Source organism: Natronomonas gomsonensis (genome assembly GCF_013391635.1).
Lineage (GTDB): Archaea > Halobacteriota > Halobacteria > Halobacteriales > Haloarculaceae > Natronomonas > Natronomonas gomsonensis_A.
Genome location: NZ_JACAWU010000001.1, coordinates 1364182 through 1388500, shown reverse-complemented (window position 1 = coordinate 1388500; position 24319 = coordinate 1364182). Strand labels below are relative to the sequence as shown.

27 protein-coding genes are annotated in these 24319 nt (G+C 65.8%); 15 read left to right on the top strand and 12 right to left on the bottom strand.

Annotation, left to right across the window (positions count from 1 at the left end):
* Positions 1-32: 32 nt before the first annotated feature.
* The 4 genes from HWX69_RS07220 (at position 33) to HWX69_RS07205 (ending at position 4044) form a co-directional block, all read left to right on the top strand.
* The gene (locus HWX69_RS07220; RefSeq protein ID WP_178916403.1) at positions 33-1532 is read left to right on the top strand and encodes a DUF790 family protein; all 1500 of its coding nucleotides are present in this window, start codon (positions 33-35) and stop codon (positions 1530-1532) included.
* Between the two features lie 62 nt (positions 1533-1594).
* The gene (locus HWX69_RS07215; RefSeq protein WP_178916402.1) at positions 1595-2965 is read left to right on the top strand and encodes a geranylgeranyl reductase family protein; all 1371 of its coding nucleotides are present in this window, start codon (positions 1595-1597) and stop codon (positions 2963-2965) included.
* A gap of 48 nt (positions 2966-3013) precedes the next feature.
* A complete protein-coding gene (locus tag HWX69_RS07210) occupies positions 3014-3388 on the top strand; it encodes a group I truncated hemoglobin (RefSeq protein ID WP_178916401.1) in 375 nt (124 codons plus the stop codon).
* 77 nt (positions 3389-3465) lie between these two features.
* Complete coding sequence (locus tag HWX69_RS07205; protein ID WP_178916400.1) at positions 3466-4044, top strand: hypothetical protein; 579 nt, start codon at positions 3466-3468, stop codon at positions 4042-4044.
* Here HWX69_RS07205 and HWX69_RS07200 read toward each other — a convergent pair.
* The 3 genes from HWX69_RS07200 to HWX69_RS07190 form a co-directional block, all read right to left on the bottom strand.
* Positions 4025-4705 (bottom strand): methyltransferase domain-containing protein, encoded by a 681-nt coding sequence (locus HWX69_RS07200; RefSeq protein WP_178916633.1) that lies wholly within the window; start codon positions 4703-4705, stop codon positions 4025-4027. The genes HWX69_RS07205 and HWX69_RS07200 overlap by 20 nt on opposite strands.
* Positions 4706-4767: 62 nt before the next feature.
* On the bottom strand, positions 4768-5163 hold the full coding sequence (locus HWX69_RS07195; RefSeq protein WP_178916399.1) for a nascent polypeptide-associated complex protein: 396 nt from the start codon (positions 5161-5163) through the stop codon (positions 4768-4770).
* Positions 5164-5218: 55 nt separating this feature from the next.
* Positions 5219-5677: a PUA domain-containing protein gene (locus HWX69_RS07190; protein ID WP_178916398.1), complete on the bottom strand. Its 459-nt coding sequence runs from the start codon at positions 5675-5677 to the stop codon at positions 5219-5221.
* A gap of 112 nt (positions 5678-5789) precedes the next feature.
* On the opposite strand from HWX69_RS07190, the gene HWX69_RS07185 reads away from it, so the two are divergent.
* The 6 genes from HWX69_RS07185 to HWX69_RS07160 all read left to right on the top strand — a co-directional run bounded on the left by HWX69_RS07185 (position 5790) and on the right by HWX69_RS07160 (position 10500).
* Positions 5790-5978: a hypothetical protein gene (locus HWX69_RS07185; protein WP_178916397.1), complete on the top strand. Its 189-nt coding sequence runs from the start codon at positions 5790-5792 to the stop codon at positions 5976-5978.
* Between the two features lie 51 nt (positions 5979-6029).
* Positions 6030-7028, top strand: coding sequence for a signal peptide peptidase SppA (gene sppA, locus HWX69_RS07180; RefSeq protein ID WP_178916396.1), 999 nt, complete (start codon positions 6030-6032; stop codon positions 7026-7028).
* Positions 7029-7230: 202 nt separating this feature from the next.
* Positions 7231-8376 (top strand): DUF373 family protein, encoded by a 1146-nt coding sequence (locus HWX69_RS07175; protein ID WP_178916395.1) that lies wholly within the window; start codon positions 7231-7233, stop codon positions 8374-8376.
* Between the two features lie 42 nt (positions 8377-8418).
* Positions 8419-9138, top strand: a complete 720-nt coding sequence (locus HWX69_RS07170) for a diphthine--ammonia ligase (RefSeq protein ID WP_178916394.1) — start codon at positions 8419-8421, stop codon at positions 9136-9138.
* 69 nt (positions 9139-9207) lie between these two features.
* The gene (locus HWX69_RS07165) at positions 9208-10179 is read left to right on the top strand and encodes a sugar phosphate nucleotidyltransferase (RefSeq protein ID WP_178916393.1); all 972 of its coding nucleotides are present in this window, start codon (positions 9208-9210) and stop codon (positions 10177-10179) included.
* 30 nt (positions 10180-10209) lie between these two features.
* Entirely contained in the window at positions 10210-10500 is a 291-nt protein-coding gene (locus HWX69_RS07160; protein WP_178916392.1) for a transcriptional regulator, read from the top strand.
* Positions 10501-10517: 17 nt separating this feature from the next.
* On the opposite strand, the gene purH is transcribed toward HWX69_RS07160, so the two are convergent.
* Positions 10518-12089: a bifunctional phosphoribosylaminoimidazolecarboxamide formyltransferase/IMP cyclohydrolase gene (gene purH, locus HWX69_RS07155; protein WP_178916391.1), complete on the bottom strand. Its 1572-nt coding sequence runs from the start codon at positions 12087-12089 to the stop codon at positions 10518-10520.
* Between the two features lie 204 nt (positions 12090-12293).
* Here purH and HWX69_RS07150 point away from each other — a divergent pair, with 204 nt between their 5' ends.
* Positions 12294-13868 carry an acyl-CoA carboxylase subunit beta gene (locus tag HWX69_RS07150; protein ID WP_218644682.1) on the top strand — a complete coding sequence of 525 codons (1575 nt, stop codon included), beginning with the start codon at positions 12294-12296 and terminating at the stop codon, positions 13866-13868.
* A gap of 116 nt (positions 13869-13984) precedes the next feature.
* On the opposite strand, the gene HWX69_RS07145 is transcribed toward HWX69_RS07150, so the two are convergent.
* Entirely contained in the window at positions 13985-15058 is a 1074-nt protein-coding gene (locus HWX69_RS07145) for an outer membrane protein assembly factor BamB family protein (RefSeq protein WP_178916390.1), read from the bottom strand.
* A gap of 143 nt (positions 15059-15201) precedes the next feature.
* On the opposite strand from HWX69_RS07145, the gene purB reads away from it, so the two are divergent.
* On the top strand, positions 15202-16584 hold the full coding sequence (gene purB / locus HWX69_RS07140) for an adenylosuccinate lyase (RefSeq protein WP_178916389.1): 1383 nt from the start codon (positions 15202-15204) through the stop codon (positions 16582-16584).
* A 67-nt stretch (positions 16585-16651) separates the two neighbouring features.
* Positions 16652-17734, top strand: coding sequence for a CNNM domain-containing protein (locus HWX69_RS07135; RefSeq protein ID WP_178916388.1), 1083 nt, complete (start codon positions 16652-16654; stop codon positions 17732-17734).
* 101 nt (positions 17735-17835) lie between these two features.
* On the opposite strand, the gene lysA is transcribed toward HWX69_RS07135, so the two are convergent.
* Positions 17836-19080, bottom strand: a complete 1245-nt coding sequence (lysA, locus tag HWX69_RS07130; protein ID WP_178916387.1) for a diaminopimelate decarboxylase — start codon at positions 19078-19080, stop codon at positions 17836-17838.
* Between the two features lie 81 nt (positions 19081-19161).
* Between lysA and HWX69_RS07125 the strand changes: the two genes are divergently transcribed.
* On the top strand, positions 19162-19437 hold the full coding sequence (locus HWX69_RS07125; protein ID WP_178916386.1) for a hypothetical protein: 276 nt from the start codon (positions 19162-19164) through the stop codon (positions 19435-19437).
* 2 nt (positions 19438-19439) lie between these two features.
* On the opposite strand, the gene HWX69_RS07120 is transcribed toward HWX69_RS07125, so the two are convergent.
* The 5 genes from HWX69_RS07120 to dapA form a co-directional block, all read right to left on the bottom strand.
* Positions 19440-19829, bottom strand: coding sequence for a type II toxin-antitoxin system VapC family toxin (locus HWX69_RS07120; RefSeq protein WP_178916385.1), 390 nt, complete (start codon positions 19827-19829; stop codon positions 19440-19442).
* The gene (locus HWX69_RS07115; protein WP_178916384.1) at positions 19826-20074 is read right to left on the bottom strand and encodes an antitoxin VapB family protein; all 249 of its coding nucleotides are present in this window, start codon (positions 20072-20074) and stop codon (positions 19826-19828) included. Before HWX69_RS07115 ends, HWX69_RS07120 begins: the two co-directional genes overlap by 4 nt.
* Before the next feature lie 95 nt (positions 20075-20169).
* Positions 20170-21006, bottom strand: coding sequence for a 2,3,4,5-tetrahydropyridine-2,6-dicarboxylate N-succinyltransferase (locus HWX69_RS07110; protein WP_178916383.1), 837 nt, complete (start codon positions 21004-21006; stop codon positions 20170-20172).
* 82 nt (positions 21007-21088) lie between these two features.
* Positions 21089-21829, bottom strand: coding sequence for a 4-hydroxy-tetrahydrodipicolinate reductase (gene dapB, locus HWX69_RS07105; protein ID WP_178916382.1), 741 nt, complete (start codon positions 21827-21829; stop codon positions 21089-21091).
* Positions 21826-22710: a 4-hydroxy-tetrahydrodipicolinate synthase gene (gene dapA / locus HWX69_RS07100; protein ID WP_178916381.1), complete on the bottom strand. Its 885-nt coding sequence runs from the start codon at positions 22708-22710 to the stop codon at positions 21826-21828. The genes dapB and dapA overlap by 4 nt, the downstream gene beginning before the upstream one ends.
* A gap of 291 nt (positions 22711-23001) precedes the next feature.
* Between dapA and HWX69_RS07095 the strand changes: the two genes are divergently transcribed.
* Positions 23002-23841 carry a M48 family metalloprotease gene (locus HWX69_RS07095; RefSeq protein WP_178916380.1) on the top strand — a complete coding sequence of 280 codons (840 nt, stop codon included), beginning with the start codon at positions 23002-23004 and terminating at the stop codon, positions 23839-23841.
* 6 nt (positions 23842-23847) lie between these two features.
* On the opposite strand, the gene HWX69_RS07090 is transcribed toward HWX69_RS07095, so the two are convergent.
* Entirely contained in the window at positions 23848-24252 is a 405-nt protein-coding gene (locus tag HWX69_RS07090; protein ID WP_178916379.1) for a CBS domain-containing protein, read from the bottom strand.
* Between the last annotated feature and the right edge of the window lie 67 nt (positions 24253-24319).

Sequence of the window (24319 nt, the reverse complement as noted above, 5' to 3'; positions counted from 1 at the left end):
CGTTTTTGCGGGTCGGCCGCCCACCCCCGATAGTGCTCACGAAGGACCTCCTGCGGGTCTCCCGCGCCGGCGGCGGCTACCAGCCGCAGTTCACCGACGCCGACGACGAGGCGCTCGCCGCCCGCGTCCTCGGCGTCTATCAGGGCCACGTCGGCCAGCGACGCGAGACGCTGGAGGCCGCACTCACCGACCTCGAGAGCGAGGCCGACGACTTCAAACTCGTCAGGGGCTTCGCCAAACTGCTCGAACGGGCGGCGATCTTCGAGACGCGAGCGCCGCTGGAGCCGATTCGTGCCCGAACGGCCGCCTTCGAGGCCGCCGAGTCAGTTGGCGTCGTCACCGCGGCCGAACGCAAGACGGCGTTGGAGCGGGCCGCAGACCGTCTCGGGAGCCCTGCCGAAGACGTCGAGGCGTCGCTGTTCGCCGACCGCGAAACCGAAGAAGTCCTCGTAGCCGTCGAATCGGACTACGACCCAGAGAGCCTCCGAAAACAGTACGACCTCTCCCTTGCCCAGACCGCGCTGTTCGACGCCATCGAGGTCCGCGTCCGGTCGTCGGACCCGAAGTCGCTCGTCTCGGCCGTCAAACGGCTCCGCCTGATGTACGAAATCCGTCGCACCGACGACGGACGCGAGGTGGTCGTCACCGGCCCGGACGCGCTGTTCAAGCGCTCCCGCCGCTACGGGACGCGCTTCGCCCGCCTGTTGCGGACGGTCGCCAAAGCCGAGGCGTGGCATCTCGAAGCCACCATCGACGACCGCGGCACCGAACGCCACCTGACCCTCGACGACGGCGACGTGACGGTCCCGGGAACCGACCCGGTCGCCGAACCGACCTTCGACAGCGGCGTCGAGTCGGATTTTTACGCCAGATTCGACTCGCTCGACCTCGATTGGAGTCTCGTCCGCGAACCCGAACCGCTGGCCGCCGGCGAACACGTCGCGATTCCGGACTTCGCCTTCGACTGGAAACACGGGGACTTCAGAGTGTTCTTCGAGATAATGGGCTTCTGGACGCCGGAGTACGTCGAGAAGAAACTCTCGCAGTTCGCGGCCCTCGAAGACGTGGCGTTCCTGGTCGCCTACGACGAGTCACTCGGCGTCGGTGAGGCCATCGAAGCGGAGGGCCACCGCGCGATACCGTACTCGAAGACAGTTCGGCTGAAAGACGTTCGAGACGCCCTTCGGCCCTACGAGGAGGAGTTACGGGCCGAGAGCGCCGCATCGGTACCCGACGAACTGACTCCCGAAGCCGGGGTGACGACCATCGCCGAACTCGCCGACTCCTACGGCGTCCCCGAATCCGCCATCGAGGAAGCGGCGTTCCCGGACCACGAACGCGTCGGGCGCACGCTCGTCCGCCCGGCGGTGCTGGAGTCACTCGACGGCCGCATCGAGGCAGGGATGGACCTCGCCGCCGTCGAAGAGCGACTGGCGGAGTACGACATCGACGATGCGAGTGCGGTCCTCTCCAGACTGGGCTACCGCGTCGAGTGGGAGGGCCTCGGCGGCGGCACGGTTCGAGAAAAGTGATCCGTGACCGGCAACCGTGACTGTTGGCAAGAGTTTTGCCGCCCGGGTGTTGAGAGGCGGACATGACCACCTTCGAGTACGACGTCGTCATCGTCGGGGCCGGAACCGCCGGCTGTTACGCCGGCGCGACGCTTTCGGATGCGGGCTACGACGTCGTCATCGTCGAACGGAAGGACGCCGAGGAGGCGGGCCACATCGCCTGCGGCGACGCGCTGAAGGGCGCCGACAACTTCCCAGAGTCCATTCCGAAATCCGACATCGCCGACGCCTTCACAAACACCGAGGTCGACCACGGTCAGTTCGAGATTCCACAGGAGGACGCCGTCCTCGACATTCCCGTTCCGGGCGAACTCGCCGTCATCGACCGCTGGGAGTACGGCCGACTCATCATCGACGGCGCCGAACGCGCCGGCGTCGAGTTCCACTACGACACCGTCGTCCAGGACGTGATGCAGGACGACGACGGCCGCGTTCGCGGCGTCAAGGCCACGAAGAAGGGCGACCCCCGAACCTACGAGGCGACGATTACCCTCGACGGCGCCGGCGCGCTGTCGCTGCTGCAGGACAAAGCCGACTTCGAGGACGCCACCTTCGACACCAACGTCCGCTACTCGCAGTTCGCCTCCGCCTACAGGGAGGTCATCGAGGTCGACGAACCCGTCGAGTGGTCCGACGCGCTCGTGTTCAAACCGACCAAGCGCTCGGCCGGATACCTCTGGTACTTCCCGCGGACCCCCACGGAAATCAACGTCGGATTGGGCTTCCAGATGAACGAGGAACCGATGCAACTCGTCAAGGACCTCCGGGAGGACATCAGCCAGCGACCCGAGCTGAAAAACGCCACCGTCAAGGACAAACTCGGCGCCGCTCTCCCGACCCGCCGCCCCTACGACTCGGCGGTCGCACCCGGATACATGGCCATCGGCGATTCGGCGGCCCACGTCAACCCAATCAGCGGCGGGGGCATCGCCGGCGCCGCCTACGCCGGCCAGTACGCCGGCGAGCAGGCCATCCAGGCCATCGAAGAGGACGACGTGAACGAGTCGAGTCTCTGGCGGTACAACGAGCGCGTGATGGACCACTACGGCGGCCGGTACGCCGCCCTCGACATCTACAACATCTTCTCGACGGCCTACGACCTCGACGACTTGCTGGCCCTGCTGGCCGCGATGCCCGCCGAGAAACTCTCGGACGCGCTGTATTCGGGGTCCGCGAACGTCAGCCTCAAACTCAAACTGCAGGTGCTGTACAAGTCCATCGGCCACTGGGGGACGTTGAAGAACCTCTACGACACGAAGAACCTCGCCGACCGCCTGCTCGACCACTACGAGACCTACCCCTCCAGCCCCGACGGCTTCGAGTCGTGGCGTCGCGAACGGGACCACATCATGGACGACATCTACGCGGAGACGGGCGCGGAACCGAAGTACTGAACGCCGGTTTCGAGTCGTTTAATCCGCGAGAACACGAACCGTGTCAGTATGGCCGAGGAGACGCTGTACGAGCGACTCGGGGGGCACGATGGAATCCGCGCCGTCGTCGACGATTTCTACGACCGATTGCAGGACGACGACGAACTCGGGCCGTTCTTCGAGGACGCCGACATGGAGTCACTCCGAAAGACACAGACGGACTTCCTCTGTGAAGCGGCGGGCGGTCCGGAAACGTACGACGCGGCGCCCGTGCGCGAGGCGCACCTCCACGTGCCGTTCACGCCAGCCCACATCCAGCGCGCGGTCGACCTCCTGTCCGACTCGCTCGAGGAGTTCGATGTCCCCGAGGACGACGCCGAGAAAGTCATCGGGGCAATAGCCGCATACGAGGAGGACCTCCTGGCGTCGCCGGACGGCGAGTGAGACGCGCTTCGGGGGTGGATTCTGACAGCGACCGCAGTGTCGCGTACAATGAAGGCCCCTCGGTCCGTTCTCGGGGTATGCCGAACACCGGAACGCAGCCGGCGGTTCCCGACTCGTTGCGGTCCGATAACCGGTGGGTACGCACCGAGGAGACGACCGAGACGGTGTTCAGCCTCCCGAACGTCGACGTGACCGGCCACACCGTCGTCTACGAGGACGCCGACCTCCGGGAACGCATCGTCAGCGCGGGCGGCCCGGACCGAATCTGGCGGTTCGTCTTCGTCACGCGACTGGAATTTTCACCGTCGCTTCCGTTCGGAACCACGTCGCTCGTGAAACCGCGCATCGTCACCGAATCTAAACGGGAGTTCGCCGAGGAACTCCGCGAGCGTGGATTCGAAGCCGTCGAAATCGGCGACACCGAGAGCGTCCGAACCGACAACCGCAAGCGAGCGCGTCTCACTCGCTATCGGGCGCGGTTGTCCGTCGACGGCGAGACGCTCCCCGTCGAGGGGCAGCTGGCCGCGTGGTACGACGGGGAGTTCTACGTCGCCGGTGGCGCCTACCCGACCGATGGTCTCGAGCGGTGGGTCGACGACGCCGAAACGGAGCGTTACGAGAAAGAACTGCTCGACATCATTCGAGCTGTGGGGTAAAGCGAGCGAAACAGAGGTAGCCGGTGTGGCCGACGCCCGCGGTCGATGGCCGGGAGCCGCGGTCGTCGAAGTCCATCCGCCGCTGGATGGTTTCGAGCGTCTCGATTTCCGAGAGGCCCGCCTCGCGAGCGGCCTCGACGCAGGCGCGGGCGGACTCGACGAAGGGGGTGTAGGCGGCGACGAATCCGCCGGGAGCGAGCAATTCGGGAGCGCGCTCGACGACCTCGGGCGCATCGCCGGTATCGAGCGTCAGCAAATCGAAGGACTCCTCGATGTCGTCGATTTCTTCGAGCAGGTCGCCGGTTCGGACGTCGACGTGGTCGGTGACCCCCGCGAGGTCCATGTTCTCGCGGGCGACCTCGGCGAACGCCGGGTCGCGTTCGTAGGTCGTCACCTCGACGCCGAGGCGGCCGAGATAGGCGGCGAGAACGCCGGTTCCGGTGCCGGCGTCGAGCGTGCGGTCGCCCGATGCGACGCCGGTGTGGCCGACGACCAGTCCGATGTCGCGTGGCATCATCGGCGCGCCGGTGCGTTCGAGGTGGTCGAAGAGGTCCGGACCGCGGAGTCGTCGGACCTCGAAGGCTTCCCCGAGATGTGTCTCGAGGGTCGTTCCGGTAGTCACGTCCTCGGGGACTTCGAGGATGCCGAGGTCGGACTCCATCGTCTCGCCGGGGCGGACGAGGAACTCGCGGTTGCCGCGGACGACGAGAACGCGTCGCTCGCTCACTCTACTTCGAGCTTCTGGACGGCCGCCGCGAGGTCGCCGGTCTCCTCGAGCACTTCACGGGCGCGCTCCTCGGGGACTTCGGCTCGACGGGCGACGATTTCGACGTCCTCGTCGGAGAACTCGCTGCCGCCGGCGTCGCTCTCGGATTCCGACTCGCCCTCGATGGCTTCGGATTCCTCGCCACGGGGGCGGGTGTCGGGGTCGCCGACGATTTGATACGTTTGCTGGCCCTGGGCGTCCATCCGCTGTACCTCGGCGTCGTGGAAGACGAGTTCCTCGTCGGCCGTGCGGATGATGACCTCCTCGGCGTCGATATCGGTGAGGTCGATACCCATCTGGCTCATCATCTGTTCCATCTTGCGCGGGTTCATGCCGCCGCCTCCTCCGAACATACCCTGAGTGAGGGTGCGACGGGGCAAAAAGCCTGATGTTACGCCGTGGGCGAACTCACGCCTCGATGCCGTCGCGGACTTTCACCGCCATGCCCGTCTCGAAATCGAGCATGGCGTCGGCCGAGAGTTCGGCTCGGCCGACCGCCAGGAGGTCGCCGTCGTAGTGTTCGACCAACACCTCGTCGCCCGGACGGATGGCGGGGTCGACCTCGCGGACGAACTTCGCGAAGACGTTCTTCTCCTCGCGAACGAACGGTTCGCTGTCGTCGCCGACGACGACCCGGTAGGCTGGCGCATCGAGGGCGGCCTGCAGGCGTCGGCCGCCCGCCGCGCCGAGCGTGAATCGGCCGTCGACGCCGTATGAGAGTATCCGTTCGTCGTCGGCGAGAATCTGCTGTGGCCGGCCGGAACTGGTTCGCTGGACGGTGATGTCGCCGTCGAACAGCGCGGCGCCGGCGCCCGCCCCGAACTGGTAATCCGCGACGGTCCGCAACGAATCGAGACTGCTGCCCATGACATCGCTGAGTGCTGCACCCGCAAAACCCCTGTGAGTCGGTCCTGAGCGACGGCACCTCCGCCGGTGACAATCGGTGAGTTTTAACTGCCGGGTTCACATACCGACAGGTATGGCAACCAACACGGGCAGACTCGTCATCGGTGGCGTGCTCCTCGTCGTCTGCAGTATCGTCGTCCTCGTCGCGGGATTCCTCGACACGCCGATTCCGTACGCCCCGGGTGTCGCCGCAGTCGCCACGCTGGGAATGGTCGTCGGAACCCTTCTCGTCGGGCTCTCCGAGAAGGACGCCGCCGTCTGAGCCATACCCTTCTCACACACACTTAACAGTCCAACGGCCCTCACTCCGGGCATGAACGGATTCGAGAGGTTCGGACGGCTCGCCATCGGACTCTTCATCGCCGCCGTCGCCGCCGTCGCCGCGTGGCTGCTGTTCGTCGAGACTCCCGCAGATACGGCCGAACTGATTGGTGTGTTGCTCGTCGTCGCGACCGTCGCTGCAGGTCTCCGCGTCGGAAGCAACATCGCTGCCAACGTGTTTCCGGCGTACAACGTCGCGGAGGTGGCCGTCGAGGGACCCATTACCCGCGACGGCGGCGGTGGATTTCCCCCGTCGACTCCCGGCACGCCAGGCGCAGACAAGATAGTCGACCTCATCGAGAACGCGGACGACGACGACAACGCGGAGGCGTTGTTGTTGCGGTTGAACACGCCCGGCGGCGCCGTCGTCCCGAGCGACGACATCCGGCTGGCGGCGAAACGGTTCGACGGCCCCACCGTCGCCTACACGACCGACGTGTGTGCCAGCGGCGGCTACTGGATTGCCTCCGGCTGTGACGAGTTGTGGGCCCGCGACGGTAGCGTCGTCGGCTCCATCGGCGTCCGCGGCTCGCGGATGACCGCCGCCGACCTCCTAGAGAAAACCGGCCTCGAATACGAACAGCTCACCGCCGGGGAGTTCAAAGAGGCCGGCGTCCCCTTCGACGACCTCGAACCGGAGGAGCGGGAGTACCTGCAGGGCATCATCGACGACTACTACGACCAGTTCGTCGAAACCGTCGCCGAGGGTAGAGCGATGGACGAAGCCGAGATTCGGGACACCGAAGCGAAAGTCTTCCTCGGAAGCGAGGCCCACGAGATGGGGCTCGTCGACTCTATCGGCACCCGCAAAGACGTCGAGGAGCGCCTCGAGAGCCTGCTCGACGAGGAGGTGGCGACGACGGAACTGGAGCCCCAACTCGGCGTCACCGAACGGCTCCGTGGTGGTGCCGAATCCGTGGCTTACGCCGTCGGCGCCGGTATCGCCAGTCAGTTCACCGACGCCAGCGGCGAGTTCCGGTTTCGGGTGTAAACCACCAAGACGGTTATGCATCCGCGAGCGCCGCAGGCGCGAAGCGGTTCACGCCGCGCGAACGAAGTGAGCGCGGCGGCAAGGCGGGTGACCGTAGGGAACCCGCCGCGGCTTTTCATCGAAGTTTTTGCCGGTCGCCTGCGGCGACCGTGCAAAAAGTTCGTCCTGAAAGCTTTTGTCCGCCCACTGGCAACGGACCACCGTGAGCACGCTGGTCGTGTGTGTCGACCGCGACGGGACCCTCGGGCCGGACGGCCCAATCGTCGGCTGGGAGGCCGTCCAGGCGCTCGTCACCGACGTGGGCATCGACGACCCCGAGGATAGCCGCGTCAACTGCCTGCTGGAGACGCTCAGCGTCGCCCGGGACCTCCGCGACGAGGGCGAAGACCCCCTCGTCGCCGTCATCTCCGGCGGTGGCGGCGACGGCATCAACAGCGACCGCGCCGTCGCCCGGGGCATCGACACCCTCGTCGCGGACAACGATATCGAGGCCGCCATCGTCGTCACGGATTCGGCCAGCGACGAACGACTCGTTCCCATCATCGAGAGTCGCGTCCAGGTCGACGCGGTCGACCGCGTGGTCGTCCGCCAATCCCACGACATCCAGTCGACGTACTACCTCCTGAAGCAGTTCCTCGGCGACGAGGAACTCCGGGGGACGGTGTTGGTCCCCATCGGCGCCGCGTTGCTCGCGTTTCCGGTGTTGTTGCTGTTGGCCGACGACGTAGCCATCGCGCTGTCGGCCATCGCCGCGGTCATCGGGACGTTCCTGTTGTACAAGGGCCTCGGCATCGACGACTTCGTTGCGACGCTCCCTCGACGGGTTCGTGACGCCTTCTACTCCGGGCAGGTGTCGCTCGTCACCTACGTCGTCGGGACGGGGTTGGCGTTCGTCGGTATCTTCGCCGGCGGCATCAGCGCGACGAACATGGGTAGTGTGGGAACGGCCGAGACGGGCGAACTGCTGGTCGGCTTGCGGTTCATTTTCGACAGCGTTCCGTGGTTCGCGGCGGCGGCGCTGGCCGCGGCGACCGGCCGCCTCATCGACGAGTTGCTGGCCGAAGAGAGCGTCTCCGCGGCGCTGATGAACCTCCCGTTCGGCGTCGTCGCCGTCGGGTTGGTCGTCCGTGGCTTCACGGGCTACTTCCTCGAACGCGCCGGCGTCATCGGTCCGCTTGAGGTCACGGCGGTGGAACTCGGCCCGGTGAGCATCGAGGGGTTCGTCCTCGGTATCTGGGGGCGACTCGCGCTGTACGTCGCCGCCGGCATTCTCGCGAGTTTCCTCGGGGTCGCCTTCGCCTCGCGGATGAGCGAGGGTGAGTCGCCGCTCGACGAGGTCCCCGAGTAGCCGAACCGACGCCCATTTAGCCGGCGCTGGGTTACTCCGGGTATGAATCCGTGGGTGAGCCTCTTTTCGGGCGGGAAGGACTCCTCGTGGGCGCTGTATCGGGCGCTCGAACGCGATTTGCCGGTCGAGCGACTGGTGACGGTCCACCCCGAGGGCGACTCCTTCATGTACCACGTTCCCGCGACCGAGTTGGCGTCGCTGGCCGCCGAGAGCATCGGGATTCCGCTCGTCGACGTTCGCCCCGATGACTTCGAGGCGGGCGCCGACCCGGCCGAAGACAGCGGCGAGCGCGGCGACCGGGAGTTGGAACCGCTGGAGGCGGCGTTAGTCGAGTTGGCCGACGACCTCGGCGGCATCGGCGGCGTCACCGCCGGCGCCGTCGAGAGCAGCTATCAGACCGACCGCATCGAGGCGATGTGTGAGCGCCTCGACGCCGAGTTGTTCGCCCCGCTGTGGCAGGAGGACCCCCGCGAGTTGGCCGACGCGATGTTGGACGCCGGCTTCGAAATCAAAATCGTCCGCGTGGCGGCGTACGGACTCGACGAGTCGTGGCTCGGCCGGACGCTGGACGCCGACGCCATCGCCGACCTCGAAGCGCTCAACGACGAGTACGGCGTCCACATCCTCGGGGAGGGTGGGGAGTTCGAGACGCTCGTCACCGACGGCCCGCACATGGACCGGCCCATCGAACTGTCCTACGAGACGACCTTCGACGGTTCGCGTGGCTCCCTGCGGGTCACCGACGCGTGGCTCGGCGAGTAACGGGGCCGCTTCACCGGCCGTTCGCCGTAACAAAAGACACTTGTCCGCGGCATCTGTCGTTGTCGGACAATGAAAGCCGTCGTTCTCGCTGGCGGGTACGCGACGCGTCTGTGGCCCATCACGAAACACCGTCCGAAGATGTTCCTCCCGGTGGGTGAGTCCACCGTCATCGACCGCATCTTCGAGGCGCTGGAAGCCGACGACCGCATCGAGGAGGTGTACGTCTCGACGAACGAGCGCTTCGCCGAGGAGTTCGAACGCTACATCACCGACAGCGACTTCGAGAAGCCGACGCTGTCGGTCGAGGACACCACGGAGGAATCCGAGAAGTTCGGCGTCGTCGGCGCGCTCGGGCAGTTGGTCGACCGCGAAGGCATCGACGACGACCTGGTCGTCGTCGCCGGCGACAACCTCATCGGTTTCGACCTCACCGACTTCATCGATTACTTCGAGGAGAAGGGGACGGCCGCCCTCGCCGCCTACGACGTCGGCGACCGCGAGAAGGCCAAATCCTACGGTCTCGTGGAGTTAGAAGGCGACCGCGTCGTCGACTTCCAGGAGAAACCCGACGACCCCAAGAGCACGCTCGTCTCCATCGCGTGTTATGCCTTCCCCGCGGAGTCGCTGCGGTTCGAGGAGTACCTCGAGGGCGGCAACAACCCCGACGAACCGGGGTGGTTCCTCCAGTGGCTGCAGTCCCGGGAGGCGGTCCACGCCTTCGTCTTCGAGGAACCGTGGTTCGACATCGGCACGCCGGAGTCGTATCTGGAGGCAATCGCGTGGTCGCTGGACGGCGACAGCGTCATCGCCGAGTCGGCGACCGTCGAGAACTCCACCATCGGCGAGAACGTTCACGTCATGCCGGGCGCGGAAATCGTCGACTCGACGCTGAACCGCTCGGTCGTCTTCGGCGACGCCACCGTCTCGGATTGCGAAATCCACGACACCATCATCGACGAGGGAACCCACATCGAGAACGTCGACCTCGCGGGCGCGCTCATCGGCGCCCACACCCGACTCACGAACGGTTCCGGGGAGTAAGTTTTAGCCTTCGGGACCCAGAGTAGCGGTATGCAGGGTGCAGAGCGGACCACCCGGCAGCGCATCGCCGAGTTCCTCCGACACGACAGCGCCGAAGCGGGAGCGCTGGCGAACGAATTCGAGATCACCACCGCCGCCGCGCTCTCCCACGTCGAACACATCGCGCGGTCGCTGGACGGCACCGACGAGGAGTTGCTCGCGGCGCCGCCGGAGTGTCGCGACTGCGGCTTCTCGTCGTTCGACGACCTGACGAACCGGCCCTCGCGGTGTCCGGAGTGCAAAAGCGAGAACGTGACCGAACCGGCGTTTACGATACAGTAGCGGGCGGAAGCTCGCCGTCAGTGCTGGAAGGCCCGCTGCCCGGTGAACGCCATCGCGATGTCGTGTTCGTCGGCAGCGTCGATGACGTCCTCGTCGTTGACCGAGCCACCGGGCTGGATGACCGCCTCGATGCCGGCGTCGGCGGCCTCCTCGATGCCGTCGGGGAACGGGAAGAAGGCGTCCGACGCCATCACGGCGCCGTCGGCGTCCTTGCCTTCGGCGTGTTCGTCTGCCTTCATCGCGGCGAGTCGGACGGCGTCGACCCGGGAGACCTGTCCCATCCCGACGCCGACCGTTTCGGTGCCTTTCGCGAAGAGGATGGCGTTGGATTTGACGTGTTTGATGGTCCGCCAGGCGAACAGCATCGTCTCGATTTGCTCGTCGGTGGGTTCTCGCTCGGTGACGATTTCGAGGTCGTCGGCCGAGGGGGCCTGGAAATCCCGTTCCTGGACGAGCCGGCCGCCGACGAGATGCTGTTCGGTGAGCGACTCGCTTCGCTCCTCGAGGTCGCCCACGTCGAGGACCCGGAGGTTGTCCTTCTCGAAGAGAACGTCCAGCGCCGCCTCGGTGTACGCCGGCGCGACGACGACTTCCTTGAAGGAGTCGGTGATGGCCTCGGCGGTGGTGGCGTCGCACTCGCGGTTCAGCGCGACGATGCCGCCGAAGGCGCTCATCGGGTCCGTCGACAGCGCCCGCTCGTAGGCGTCGGCGAGCGTTCCGGCGGTCGCACAGCCAGCCGGATTGGTGTGTTTGATGACCGCCGCCGCGGGGTCGTCGAACTCCTTGATGAGGTCCAAGGCGCCGTCGGCGTCGTTGTAGTTGTTGTACGACAGCGCCTTCGCGCCCTCGTTCAGTTGGTCGGCGTCGACGACGCTGGCCTCCTCGCAGGCGCCGTCGACGTACACCGCGGCGTCCTGGTGGGGGTTCTCGCCGTAGCGGAGTTCCCGACCCCGGTCGTCGGAGACGAACCGGCGGGCAGGGAACTGGCCGCCGTCGTCGCCGTCGACGGAGACGTCGCCGTCGTCGACGGTGACGCGGTCCTCGGCGAACCACTTGACGGCGCGCGGGTAGGCGGTGAACTCCGCGTCGTGAAGGACGCGCGTCTTCAGGTCGGCGGCGTCGTCGCCGTCGTAGACGGGGACCGACTCTTGGGTGACGATGGGGCCGCCGTCGACGGTTTCGTCGACGACGTGGACCGTACACCCGGTGACGGAGACGCCGGCGTCGAGCACCTGCTCGTGGGCGTCCATTCCCGGGAACGACGGCAGGAGCGAGGGATGGACGTTGAGCGTCGTCGGCGCCGAATCGAGGAACTCGTCGGTGAGGATTCGCATGTACCCGTCGAGACAGACCAAATCCACGTCGTACCCCTCCAAGCGCTGGAGGACGCGGCGTTCGTGTTCTTCGCGCGTCTCGTCGTCGGATTTGGGGACGACTTCGGTCGGGATGCCGCGCTCTGCGGCGCCCTCGATGACGGGCGCACCCTCCTCGTTCGTGAGGACCACCGAGAACTCGGCACCGCCCGGTTCGGTGTCCGCGATGTGAAGCAGGTTTCGGCCGCGGTTCGAGGCCATACCGGCTATTTTCATGGTTGAAACGGACCGCCGCGCCGGCAAAGTAGTTGCGGTTGCAGTTCCCTCGAATATACACATATACGGATATAATACGAACAACAACGGCCCCGAGCGTCGTTGTTATACACATTCGTGCCCACAGAACCCAATTTAACGCGTTGGATATGTGTTCGCTGTTCGACGAACAATGTTAACAGCACGCGGAGCGAGCGTCGTCCCATGTCGGATGAAACGCGAATGGCGGACCTTCTCGAAGAACTGCGAGAGACGAAACGAGCCGTCGCCGACGAGGGGCGCCCCGACGCCGTCGAGAAACAGCACGCACAGGACAAACTCACGGCCCGCGAGCGCGTCGAGTATCTCTGTGAGAGTTTCGACGAAATCGGCCAACTCGCCGCCCCGGCGCCGACGACGCCCGAGACGGCCGACTGGGACCGGGAGGATGCCCCCGCCGACGGCGTCGTCGCCGGCGTCGGCGATATCGACGGGCGGCCAGTCGCAATCGCCGCCACCGACTTCACGGTCAAGGGCGGTTCCATCGGCCACACCGGCGGCGAGAAACTGAAGCGAGTCATGGAGTTGGCGCTCGAACGGGGCTTCCCCACCGTCCTCCTCCACGACGGCGGCGGCCACCGAATTCAGGAAGGACTGGACGCCCGCCCCACCGCACAGGGCGACGGCGGCATATTCCGGTTGCAGACGAAACTCTCCGGGTGGGTGCCCATCGTCTCGGCGATGATGGGTCCCGGGTTCGCCGCACCGACGAACTTCTCGGCGATGGCCGACTTCGTGCCGATGGTCGACGGGTCGACCCTCGGCGTCGCCGGCCCCTCGCTGGTGAAGGCCGCACTCGGCGTCGACCTCTCGAAGGAGGAGTTAGGCGGGGCGCAGTTTCAGACGGCCGAGACGGGTATGGCTGACCGCGCCTACGAGGACGACGAGGCCTGCCTCGACGGCATTCGGGAGTTCCTCTCGTATCTACCGCGGAACGCCCGTCGCGACCCGCCGACCGCCGACGCTCGACCACCCTCCGAGGCCGACCGCGAACGCCTGTTGGATGTGATGCCCGCCGACCCGAAGAAGGGCTACGACATCTACGCCATCGTCGAGGGCGTCACCGACGAGGAGACGTTCTTCGAGACGAAACCCGAGTTCGCCCGCAACGTCGTCACCGGGTTCGCCCGCATCGACGGCCGACCGGTCGGCGTCGTCGCCAACAACCCCCGGGTGATGGCCGGCACCATCGACGCCGACGCCTCCACCGCGGCCGCCCGGTTCGTCTCGCTGTGTGATGCCTTCGGCCTCCCCATCGTCGCCCTCGAGGACGTACCCGGCATCCTCCCGGGACCGGATTCCGAACGCGACGGCGTCGCCCGCGCGGCCGGCAAACTCCCCTTCGAACTCAACCGCGCGACGGTGCCCATCGTCAATCTCGTCCTCCGCCGTGGGTACGGCTTCGGCCACGTCGCCATGGGCGGCGGCGAGTCCGTCCAGAACGTCCTCACGGCCGTCTGGCCGACCGCGGAGGTCGCGGCGATGGGTATCGAAGGTGCCGTCGACGTCGTCCACGGACGGGAAATCGAGGCGGCCGACGACCCCGAGGCCAAACGGCGGGAACTCGTCGAGTTCTACAAGGACCGCACCGACGCCATCCGGTCCGTCGAGGGCGTCGGGATGGACGCCGTCATCGAGCCCACCGAAACCTACGGCTGGGTGAAACGCGCGTTGAATCGCTACGACGAACCGCGCGAGGAGGAGTGGCCGCCGAAGAAACACGCAATCAATCCGTGGTAGCGGTCAGCTTCACGACGGTGCCGCCAGTCGCTCCCGTCGGCTCCGGAGGCGGTCGGACTACAGTACCCACGTGTCCGTTGAGCGCCGGCACCAAGCACGGAGCGAGTGACGGCGTCTCAGTCCGACCCGACGTACACCGTTCCGTCGACTACGAGCGGGTCGGTCCGAATCCAATCCGGCATCGAGTAGGTCCACATATCCCTGCCTTCGGTGTCGAAGGCGGACAGGGTCTCGTCGTCGCTGCCGACGTACACCATGCCGTCGGCGACTGCGGGTGCGGAGTAGGCTTCGCCTCCGAGACCGACCTCCCATCGTGGCGCGCCGTCGGTGTCCATCGCATAGAGCCGGCCCTCCGACGTGCTCACGTAGAGGACGCCGTCGGCCAGCGTCGCCCGCCGGTACACGCCGCTGTCGTCGAGGGTTCGGTCCCATTGGACCGTCCCGCTGTCGACCCTGAGTGCGTACATCCGTCCGTCGGTGTTGCCGATGTAGACTCTCTCGTCGGCGACGACCGGGCCAGCGACGAACTCCTCGCCTGTGGCCGCTCGCCAGCGGTCGGTTCCGGACTCGATATCGACGGCGTGGACGCCGCTTTCGCGTGACCCGACGTAGACGGTTCCATCAGCGACGGCGGGGGCGCCTTCAATCGAATCGTCCGTTCGATACCGCCAGCGTGCGGTCCCGGAATCGGCTCCGACAGCATACAACACACCGGATTCGTCGCCAACGAACACCGTTCCATCCGCGACCGTCGGCGACGAACGGACCCAGTCGGCCGTTTCGATGGACCATCGTTCGGTTCCGTCCGCCGCATCCAGCGCGTACAGGTGGCTGCTGTCGCTGCCGACGTAGACCGTGCCGTCGACGACGGTCGGTCCGGACCGGACCCAGTCTTCGGACCCCGACCCGAGGGACGTCCGCCACCGTTCGGTTCCGTCGCCGGCGTCGACCGCATAGCAGTAGGTGTCGTCGCTCCCGACGTAGACGGTGCCGTCGGCGAACGCCGGCGAGGAGCGCATCCAGTCGTCGGCTTCGAAGGTCCATCGCTCGGTGCCGTCGGCCGCGTCGACGGCCGCCAGAACCCCATCGTTGGCGCCGCCGAGTTCGTCGAGGCCCGTACACCCCGCCAGAACCCCGCCGACGGCAGCGGCACCGACACTCCGGAGGAGGCGTCTGCGTGTTGGCGTCACGCTCCGCGGCACGAAGAGCAGTGGCAAAATACTTCCGCGCGTGACGGTTCGCCGGGCCGCGTTGATACACAAACGTGTTCATTTTCTCCGCCGACGGTTCGATTATCGACACCCTTTTTCAACGTCTCGCCGCAGGTACGACCATGACTGACCGGGGCCCGCTGTACGCCGTCTCGCCGCTCGACGGCCGCTACGCCCGTTACACCGAACCGCTCACAGAGTACGCCAGCGAGGCCGCACTCATGCGTGCCCGCGTCGAGGTCGAAGTCGAGTACCTCATCGCGCTGGGCGACCTCGACGCGACGCCGCTGTCGCTGAACGAGGAGACACGCGAGACGCTTCGAGACCGATACGAATCCTTCGACGCCGACGACGCGGCCGTCGTCAAACAACTCGAAACCGAGGGGTACGCCGGCTACAGCGCGACGAACCACGACGTGAAGGCCATCGAGTACTTCGTCCGGATGGCGCTGCCCGACGAGGACGAACAGGGGCCGTGGGTCCACTTCGGCCTCACCAGCGAGGACGTGAACAATCTCGCCCACCGTCTGCTCGTGAAACCCGCCGTCGAGGACGTATTGGTCCCCGAGATTCGAGAGCTGCGGGACACGCTGGCCACCGAAGCCCGGGCGTACCGCGAGTTGCCGATGCTCGCACGCACCCACGGCCAGCCGGCGACGCCGACCACCTACGGCAAGGAGTTGGCCGTCTACGCCTCGCGACTCGGCCGTGGGCTCGGCCGCGTCGAGGCGGCCGCCGACGACCTCTCGGGGAAACTCGCCGGGGCCTCCGGCACCTACGCCGCCCACCACGTCGCCTACCCCGACGTCGACTGGCGAGCGTTCTCGAAGTCCTTCGTCGAATCGCTCGGTCTCGAACACACCGAACTGTCGACACAGGTCAACCCCTGTGACGACCTCGCGGCCGTCTTCGACGCCTTGCGCGGCGTCAACAACGTCCTCCGAGACCTCGATTTGGACATGTGGCTCTACGTCTCGGACCGCTATCTCGGCCAGGAGACCGTCGAGGGCGAAACCGGCTCCTCGACGATGCCACACAAGGTCAATCCCATCGACTTCGAGAACAGCGAGGGCAATCTCACGAAGGCCAACTCGGATTTGACGTTCCTCGCCGACTACGTCACCACCTCGCGGCTCCAGCGGGACCTCTCGGATTCGACCGTCAAGCGGAACATCGGCGCGGCCTTCGCTCACTGTCTCATCGGCTACGGCAAGACCGCCAAGGGACTCTCGAAAGTCACACCCAACGAGACGGTGATGCGGGAGGAACTGGAAGCCAATCCCGAAATCATCGGCGAGGCCGTCCAGACCATCCTCCGTCGGGAGGGCGACACGGAGGCCTACGAGCGCATCAAGGCGCTCACCCGGGGTCAGCGCGCGACGCTGGAGGACTTCCGTGAGCTGTTCGACGAACTCGACGTCGAGGCGTCCGTTCGCGAGGAACTCCACGACCTCACTCCCGCCGGCTACACCGGACTGGGAAGCGAGTTGGTCGAGGAGGTTTGACATCCGGCCGCTCGTCCCGGATGGAAAGGAACGTAACGCTTGACAACGCGGGACAAAACAGCAGCATATGAACGGGGTGGAACTAATACTTCGCCTGCTGGCCGGAGGGTTGCTCATTTTGGCGAACGGCTTTTTCGTTGCAATCGAGTTCGCGCTGACCCGTGTCCGGCAGTATCCACAATCCGAGTTCGACGTCCCCGGCCTCCGGCGGGCGTGGGAGATGACACAGGACCTCGAAATCTATCTCACGAGCTGTCAGGTCGGCATTTCCGCGACCAGTATCGCTGTCGGCATCGTCGCAGAACCAGCGTTGGCTGCGTTGATTAATCCAGTTTTCGAGAATACACTGCTTACGTCGATTGGTGCGGGTGGCATCCTCGCGTTCATCATCATCAATCTACTCCACCTGACCCACGGCGAGCAGACGCCCACGTATCTCGGGGTGGAGCGGACGAAGTTCGTCGCGCGGTACGGTGCGACCCCCCTCTACTGGTTTGCCAAACTACTCTATCCAGTTATCGTACTCGGCGACAGCGTCGCCAAATGGACCCTCGGGCTGTTCGGTATCGAGATGACCGGTGCCTGGCTCGAAACCGAAGCCGACCGCGTCGAATCGCGAGCAGACCTCCGCCACCGACTCGGAACCTTACTCGACCGCGGAGAGCTTACCAGCGAGCGGAAAGAAGAGATACTCAATGCCTTCACGGTGGGCGAACTGCCGGTGAGTGAGGTCATGACCGATCGGTCGGACATCGTGTTTCTCTCGACGACCGTCTCTACCCGGGAAAACCTCGACCGAATCGGGACGAGCCCACACACACGATTTCCGTTGATCGGTGACGACCCCTCCGATTACCGAGGAATCGTCTACGTCCCCGCCGTCGTCGACCAACTCGACGATCTCAGACGAGGCGAGATTACGCTCGAGGACATCGCCGCCCCACCGATGACGCTTCCCGCAGACATCCCCATCAGCGATGCCGTCGATTCGTTTCAGGACGAACATCAGGAACTCGCGCTTGTGACTGACGAGACAGACGGAACCGTCGTGGGGTTGATTACCGCAACGGATGCCCTCGAGGCGGTAATGGGTGAAATCGAGGACCCGCTCGATATCGAACACCGAGAACGAACGAACGCGCCACAATAACGCGAGTGAACGGCGCGATTCGAGACCTCACGGACGGTTCACTCGAGCGGCGACCACGAGCATCGATGACGCCGCCGACCGCGAAACGAGCGGCCCCGGCGTTATTCGGAGCCGGGTGCCTCGTCCTCCAGTCGCGTCAGGTCGTCGAACGTCTCACGGCGGCGCGTCAGGCGAACGTCGTCGCCCTCGATTGCGACCTCCGCGGGCTTGGGCTGGGAGTGGAACTGGCTGGCGAGGTTGATGCCGTAGGCACCGACGTTGCCGATGGCAAGCAAATCGTCGGCCTCGGGTCGGGGGATGGGCCGGTCGGTACAGAACACGTCGGCGCTGGTACACAGCGGCCCGCCGACGCTGGATTCGACGGCCTCGCGGTCGTCCCCCGTGACGTTGCGGATGTGGTGATAGGAGTCGAACATCGCGGGCCGAATCATCGCCGTCAGGCCGGCGTCGACGCCGACGACGCGCGTCTCGGGGGTCTGTTTGATGGTGTTGACCCGCGTGAGGAGTGCGCCGGCGTCGGCGACGAGATACCGACCGGGTTCGAGCGCGATGGTGGCATCGACGTCCTCGGTCACCTCCCGAACCATCTCGGCGGCGGCCTCGATGTCCAGCGGCGGTTCCTCGGGGCGGTAGGGGACGCCGAAGCCGCCGCCCAAATCGAGGAACTCGATGTCACCCACGCGTTCGGCGAGGTCGGCGACCTTCCCGAGCGCCCGTCGGTGGTCCGCCAAGTCCTCGGAGAGGACGCCGCTGCCGACGTGGGCGTGAAGGCCGACGAAGTCGAACCGGTCACGGGCGTCCTCGGCGACCGCTTCGACCTCGTCGTAGGGGAGACCGAACTTCGCGTCCTTGCCGGTGGCGACCTTCTCGTGGTGGCCGGTGCCGATTCCGGGGTTGACGCGCAAGGCGAGTCGTCCGTCGAAGCCACGTTCTTCGAGGCGGTCCAGCGTCATCTCGGCGCCCGCCGTAATCGTCAATTCCGGCGTCGACTCCCAGAGGTCGACGGCGTAATCGAGGTCGCCGTCCGGCGGATTGACCGCGGTGTACTGGAGGTCTTCGGGGTCGACACCGGCTTTCAGCGCGCGGTCGAGTTCGCCGGCGGCGGCACACTCGATGTCGGCGCCGGCGTCGTACAGCGTCTGTATGACCGCCCGGCCCGTGTTGGCCTTCGCGGCGTACATGACGTGGGCGAAGTCGAACGCCGAATCGAATCGAGCGAAGTTCTCGCGGATGCGGTCGTGGTCCATCACGTACAGCGGCGTGCCGTGTTCCGCCGCAAGTGCTTCGAGGCGGTCGGCGTCCCAGTCGGCGAGCCGCTTGACGAGCGGCGAGGCGGCGAGACTCATTGTCGAAGGGGAGGGTCGACCGATAACAAGGGTTCCGCTTCGACCGAAACGTTTGCGCTACTCGACGGTGAACGGGAGGGTATGACAGAAGACGATTCGCGCGGACGTGGCGACCGGTCGAACCCAATCGGTACCGTATTCGGCGCCACGTTCGGCCCCTTCGGTGCCGCCGTCGGCAGCGTCGTCAGCGAGGACCGCTTCGCGTTCAAGTTCTCCGTCGGCACGGGCGCTCACGGCGACGACGCAGACGACGCCGACGCCACGACCATCGAAATCGAGGATGAAGGCGAAAAAGAGGAGACGGACGCCGTTGCCGAAGCCGAAGGGACCGACGAAAGCGAAGAGTCAGCCGACTAGCGTCAGTACGTCTCGACTTCGAGCCCGTCGATTCGCCGGAAGTGGTCGACGTTTCGGGTGATGACCGGCCGTTCGTTGACGAGGGCAGTCGCGGCAATCATCACGTCGGTCTCATCGATTGGCTCGCCGGCAGCGACGAGTTCAGCATTGATTTTTCCGGCACGCATGGCACACTCTCGGTCGAACGGGAGTTCCGTGATCTCGGTCAGAAGCTCCCCGACAGCTGCCCGCTCACTCTCGTCGGCGTCGGCGAGGTGGATTCCCTCCCACAGTTCCATCACGGTAACCGCGCTCACGAACGGAGTCCCGTGTGCGTCCAGTTCCTCGATGTTATCGATGACATCGCCACTACCGCGCAACACGTCGATAAGAAACGTCGAGTCCAGGATCATCCGTCGAGTTCGTCGGCGAGGGTATCGACGCGTTCGCGGTGGGTCTCGGACCGAGAGTCGCGCCGACCTGCCAGTATCTCTTCGAGTTCGTCCGCGGTATCCTCCTCGATAACACCGTGGTACTCGGAAAGCGTGACACCGCCTGCGAGGCGGCGAACTACGTCGCTGAAGCTTTCACCCTCCCGCTTGTGAGCCCGAAGCTTCTCGTAGGCGTCGTCCGCGAGCGAGATAGTTTTCGTCCCCATATCCCTGTGTACGTGTACGTACGTGCATAAACGTTCGGCCGACACGGAACACTATCGTAGCGAAACGTGGCAGACTGCAGAGCCCTCGACCGCCCTCAGTTATCGCGCAGGGCGTCCTCGCGCTGGGTCGCCTCCAGGGTCTCTTCCTCTACGTCGGTGGCGACGACGGCGGGCTTGTAGGCGCCGCCCTCGAAGAGGTCGTGGTCGCCAACGCTGGATTCGACGAACCGGGTGAACGCCCGCCGTTCGGGCGGCAACTGGCCGTAGATGACCTCCTCCTCGACGAGGTCGTACACCGGAATTCGGGGCGTCAAAAGCGTGTTCTCGCCGACGATGCTACCCTCGCCGACGACGAACCCGCTCGTGACTCGACAGCCAGCGCCCAGGGACACGTCATCTTCGACGACGACGGGGGCGGCCTCGACGGGTTCCAGCACGCCGCCGATGAGCGTGTTCGCGCCCAACTTCACGTTGTCACCGATTTGGGCCGCCGACCCGACCGTATCACAGGAGTCGACGAGCGTGCCGTCGCCGACGTGGGCGCCGATGTTGACGAACGCCGGACTCATCAGAATCGCGTCCGACCCGATGTAGGCACCGCGGCGGACGACCGTTCCGTCGGGCGTGTTCCGGGTGCCGCGTTCGGAGAGGTCGTCGGTCTCCCGGAGCGGCAACACGTCGTGGTAGTCGACGCCGCCGTAGGTGTGGGTCTCGATGTTCCGGAGACCGAAGTTCAGCAGGATGCCTTGTTTGACCCACTCGTTTGCCTCCCACTCGCCGTCGTTCTTCTCTGCGGCCCGGACCTCGCCGGCCTCCAGCGCCGCGAGGAACTCCTCTAAGACGGCGATGTCCTCGGCGCTGACATCGTCGGCCGTCAGTCCCTCGTCCTTTCGCTGTTGTAGGTCCTCGATGTCGTCTCGGAGTACGCTCATTACCCCGACGGACGGAAACGCGGGACTTGGCTCTGTTGGAATCCGGTTAAAATAGTCGGCCAATCCAGCGACGCTCGCTGCCCTACAGCACGTCCTCGAAGTCGTACCAGCCGGCTTCCTGACCGAGGAGCCATTCGGCGGCGTCGACGGCGCCGGCCGCGAACACCCGACGCGATTCGGCACGGTGGGTCAGCGTCAGCACCTCGTCGTTGTCGGCCAGAAGCACCTCGTGTTCCCCGCGGACGTTACCGGCCCGGCGGACGTGGACGCCGACCTCGCTATCTTCACGCTCGTGTTCACCCTCCCGGCCGTGGACGCGGTCGAGGGCGTCCTCGCGGGCGGAGTCGACAACCTCGAGCAGGGTCTTCGCCGTCCCGCTCGGGGCGTCGCGTTTGCCGTTGTGATGGGTCTCGGTGAGTTCGACGTCGTAGTCCGGCAGCGCCTCGACGCCGGCCTCGACGACCCGGAGCAGCGCCTGCACGCCGCGGGCGAAGTTCGACGCCTTCAGCACCGGCGTCGACTCGCTGGCCGTCCGGAGCGCATCGAGGCCGTCCTCGTCGAATCCAGTCGTCCCGACGACGTAGGGGACGCCGGCCTCGGCGGCGAGGGCGGCGTACTCGTGGCTGGCCGACGGGACGGTGAAGTCGATGGCGACGTCGGCGTCTGCCAGCAGTTCCGGCAGTTCGTCGTCGGGGTAGACGCGAACGTCTTCGATGGTGTCAGAGGACGTGGCGACGCCGGTGACGTCGTGGCCGCGGCCGCTGGCCTCGGCGACGATTTCGCTGCCGGTCCGTCCGGTCGCGCCGATGACGAGCAGGTTCATTCGAGGTCGTCGAGCACGCGGCGCAGTCGGTCGCGATTCTCGGGCTGCAGCGGGCTGAGCGGCGAGCGCATCGTATCGGAGTGGATGCCCCGCATCGCCATCGCCTCGTTGATGGGGATGGGGTTGGTCTCGACGAACAGCGTCCGGAAGAGGTCGCCCAGTTCGTACTGGAGTTCGCGGGCGCGGTCGAAGTCGTTCTCGAGGGCCGCCCCGACGAGAGCGACGGTGCGTTCGGGTTCGACGTTCGCCGCCACGCTGATACAGCCGGTGCCACCCTGTGCGATGATGGGCAGCGTCAGGGCGTCGTCGCCCGACAGCACCGAGAAGTTCTCCTCGCGGGTGCGCTCGATGACCTCGTTGGTCCGGTTGAGGTCGCCGCTTGCGGCCTTGTAGCCGACGACGTTCTCGTGAGAGGCCAGGGAGACGGCGGTCTCGACGGCGATGTTCCGGCCGGTACGGCCGGGGACGTTGTAGATGATCTGCGGGAGGTCGACCGCGTCGGCGATTTGCCGGAAGTGGTGTTCCATCCCGTCCGGTTCGGGGATGTTGTAGTACGGCGAGATGAGAAGCAGGCCGTCGGCGCCCGCGGCGGCGGCCCGTTCGGAGAGGTCCAGCGCCTCGCGGGTGTTGTTCGAACCGCTACCGGCGATGACCGGCACGTCGTCGACCGCGTCGACGACCGTCTCGATGACGGCGACGTGTTCGTCGTGGCTCATCGTCGCCGACTCGCCGGTCGTGCCGACCGGCACGAGGCCGTCGACGCCGGCGGTTTCGAGTCGCTGGGCGTGGGCCCGAAGGGTGTCGTGGTCGATGCTTTCGTCGTCGTCGTGGAACGGCGTCGTCATCGCAGGGAAGACGCCGTCGAATGTGTCGTGTGTCATGGTGTGTTGGGAGTCGTGCGTTCGGAGGCTGTGCGTTCGGTGTCGACCTGCGACGGGACGCCACGCCCGCCGGAGACCGGTCTACGAACGTTTGCCTTTCCCTTTGGAGAAAGCGACAGAGACGACGGACTCGCTAGGGTTCGTCCGTGGCCGACCGACGAGTACGCCATCTCGCATACATCAGAGACGTTCGCGGACGGACTTAGGCGTTTTGAGTCCGCTACACCGTCATGTGGTATGTTATCACCTACGCCAGAAGCCATTTGACCGTAAACATCCAACTCGGGGTACATGAGACACGTAGGACTCAAAGCCCGCATGGCGGTCGTGGGGAGCATCCTGTTTGCATTCTATGCGATGCTCGCCATCGTCGCCTTCGAGGTGTTCGGCGTCGGCATCCCCGTCATCCTGCTGGGGACGGTCGCCTTCGCCGGGTTCCAGTACGTCGTCGGCAAGAAGATGGCGCTGTGGAGTACCGGCGCCGAGGACATGCCCGAAGAGCGCTACCCCGAGGTTCACCGCTCGGTCGAGCGCATCAGCGAGGAGATGGACCTCGAAAAGCCGCGGCTGATGGTCGCCGACATGGGCGTCCCCAACGCCTTCGCGGTCGGCCGACGCGGCGCCGGCGTGGTCGTCGTCTCCTCGGAGTTGATGCACCTCCTGAGCCACGAGGAACTCGAGGCCGTCCTCGCCCACGAACTCGCCCACATCGACAACCGCGACGTGATTACGATGGTGATGGGCCAGTCCATCGCCTCGATGCTCGGGTTGGCGGCGTACTTCGTCGTCGCCTTCGCCGGCGAGGACGGCATCGGGAGCATCGTCCTCGGCTACATCGCCTCCATCCTCGTCCAGTCGGTGGCGATGGTGTTCGTACTGGCCATCTCCCGGTATCGGGAGTACGTCGCCGACTCCGATGCGGCAGAACACGTCGGCGGCGACGCGATGGCGCGTGCGCTACAGAAAATCAGTTCGGCCGGCCAGCGTGGCAACGCCGAGTTGGACGACAACGTCAGCGCGCTGTGTATCTTCGGCGGCGAGCGCTCGGCGCTGGAGCGGGTGTTCGCGACTCACCCACCCATCGAGAAGCGCATCGAGGCGGTTCGGAACGTAGAGCGGTCGTACTACTGAGTTCTCTTATTCGCTCGGTTCTCTGACCGCCATTCCGGAGATGTACTCGGTGAGGTCCGTCGCCGAGATGATTCCGATGGCCTCGCCGTCCTCGTCGACGACCGGGAAGTGACTGATTTCGTACTCGACCATCCGTTCGGCGATTTCGGGAATCGCCACGTCCGGTGGCGTCGTCGCGATGTCCTCGGTCATGTGGTCGCCGACGGTCGTCGTCGACTTGGGCGTCCCTTCGGCGACGATGCGGACGAAATCCGTCGAGGTGAGAATACCAATCGGGCGGCCCGCGTCGTCGATGGCGACGACTGATTTGATTCCCTCTCCGAGCATCGCGTCCGCGATCTCCTCGACCGGCGTCTCGGGGTCAGTAGTCAGTACGGGCGCCGTCATGAGGTGCCCGACTTCCGTGTTCATAGCCGTCCGTTGCGCGCTTTCAGTTATAAGCATCCGGTTCTCGGCGCGTTCCGCCACCACCGGCCCT

Coding starts and splice junctions, on each gene's coding strand:
- HWX69_RS07215 (WP_178916402.1), top strand. CDS start 1,595: ATGACCACCTTCGAGTACGACGTCGTCATCGTCGGGGCCGGAACCGCC.
- HWX69_RS07210 (WP_178916401.1), top strand. CDS start 3,014: ATGGCCGAGGAGACGCTGTACGAGCGACTCGGGGGGCACGATGGAATC.
- HWX69_RS07205 (WP_178916400.1), top strand. CDS start 3,466: ATGCCGAACACCGGAACGCAGCCGGCGGTTCCCGACTCGTTGCGGTCC.
- HWX69_RS07200 (WP_178916633.1), bottom strand. CDS start 4,705: ATGGAGTCCGACCTCGGCATCCTCGAAGTCCCCGAGGACGTGACTACC.
- HWX69_RS07195 (WP_178916399.1), bottom strand. CDS start 5,163: ATGTTCGGAGGAGGCGGCGGCATGAACCCGCGCAAGATGGAACAGATG.
- HWX69_RS07190 (WP_178916398.1), bottom strand. CDS start 5,677: ATGGGCAGCAGTCTCGATTCGTTGCGGACCGTCGCGGATTACCAGTTC.
- HWX69_RS07185 (WP_178916397.1), top strand. CDS start 5,790: ATGGCAACCAACACGGGCAGACTCGTCATCGGTGGCGTGCTCCTCGTC.
- sppA (WP_178916396.1), top strand. CDS start 6,030: ATGAACGGATTCGAGAGGTTCGGACGGCTCGCCATCGGACTCTTCATC.
- HWX69_RS07170 (WP_178916394.1), top strand. CDS start 8,419: ATGAATCCGTGGGTGAGCCTCTTTTCGGGCGGGAAGGACTCCTCGTGG.
- HWX69_RS07165 (WP_178916393.1), top strand. CDS start 9,208: ATGAAAGCCGTCGTTCTCGCTGGCGGGTACGCGACGCGTCTGTGGCCC.
- HWX69_RS07160 (WP_178916392.1), top strand. CDS start 10,210: ATGCAGGGTGCAGAGCGGACCACCCGGCAGCGCATCGCCGAGTTCCTC.
- purH (WP_178916391.1), bottom strand. CDS start 12,089: ATGAAAATAGCCGGTATGGCCTCGAACCGCGGCCGAAACCTGCTTCAC.
- HWX69_RS07150 (WP_218644682.1), top strand. CDS start 12,294: ATGTCGGATGAAACGCGAATGGCGGACCTTCTCGAAGAACTGCGAGAG.
- purB (WP_178916389.1), top strand. CDS start 15,202: ATGACTGACCGGGGCCCGCTGTACGCCGTCTCGCCGCTCGACGGCCGC.
- HWX69_RS07135 (WP_178916388.1), top strand. CDS start 16,652: ATGAACGGGGTGGAACTAATACTTCGCCTGCTGGCCGGAGGGTTGCTC.
- lysA (WP_178916387.1), bottom strand. CDS start 19,080: ATGAGTCTCGCCGCCTCGCCGCTCGTCAAGCGGCTCGCCGACTGGGAC.
- HWX69_RS07125 (WP_178916386.1), top strand. CDS start 19,162: ATGACAGAAGACGATTCGCGCGGACGTGGCGACCGGTCGAACCCAATC.
- HWX69_RS07120 (WP_178916385.1), bottom strand. CDS start 19,829: ATGATCCTGGACTCGACGTTTCTTATCGACGTGTTGCGCGGTAGTGGC.
- HWX69_RS07115 (WP_178916384.1), bottom strand. CDS start 20,074: ATGGGGACGAAAACTATCTCGCTCGCGGACGACGCCTACGAGAAGCTT.
- HWX69_RS07110 (WP_178916383.1), bottom strand. CDS start 21,006: ATGAGCGTACTCCGAGACGACATCGAGGACCTACAACAGCGAAAGGAC.
- dapB (WP_178916382.1), bottom strand. CDS start 21,829: ATGAACCTGCTCGTCATCGGCGCGACCGGACGGACCGGCAGCGAAATC.
- dapA (WP_178916381.1), bottom strand. CDS start 22,710: ATGACACACGACACATTCGACGGCGTCTTCCCTGCGATGACGACGCCG.
- HWX69_RS07095 (WP_178916380.1), top strand. CDS start 23,002: ATGAGACACGTAGGACTCAAAGCCCGCATGGCGGTCGTGGGGAGCATC.
- HWX69_RS07090 (WP_178916379.1), bottom strand. CDS start 24,252: ATGAACACGGAAGTCGGGCACCTCATGACGGCGCCCGTACTGACTACT.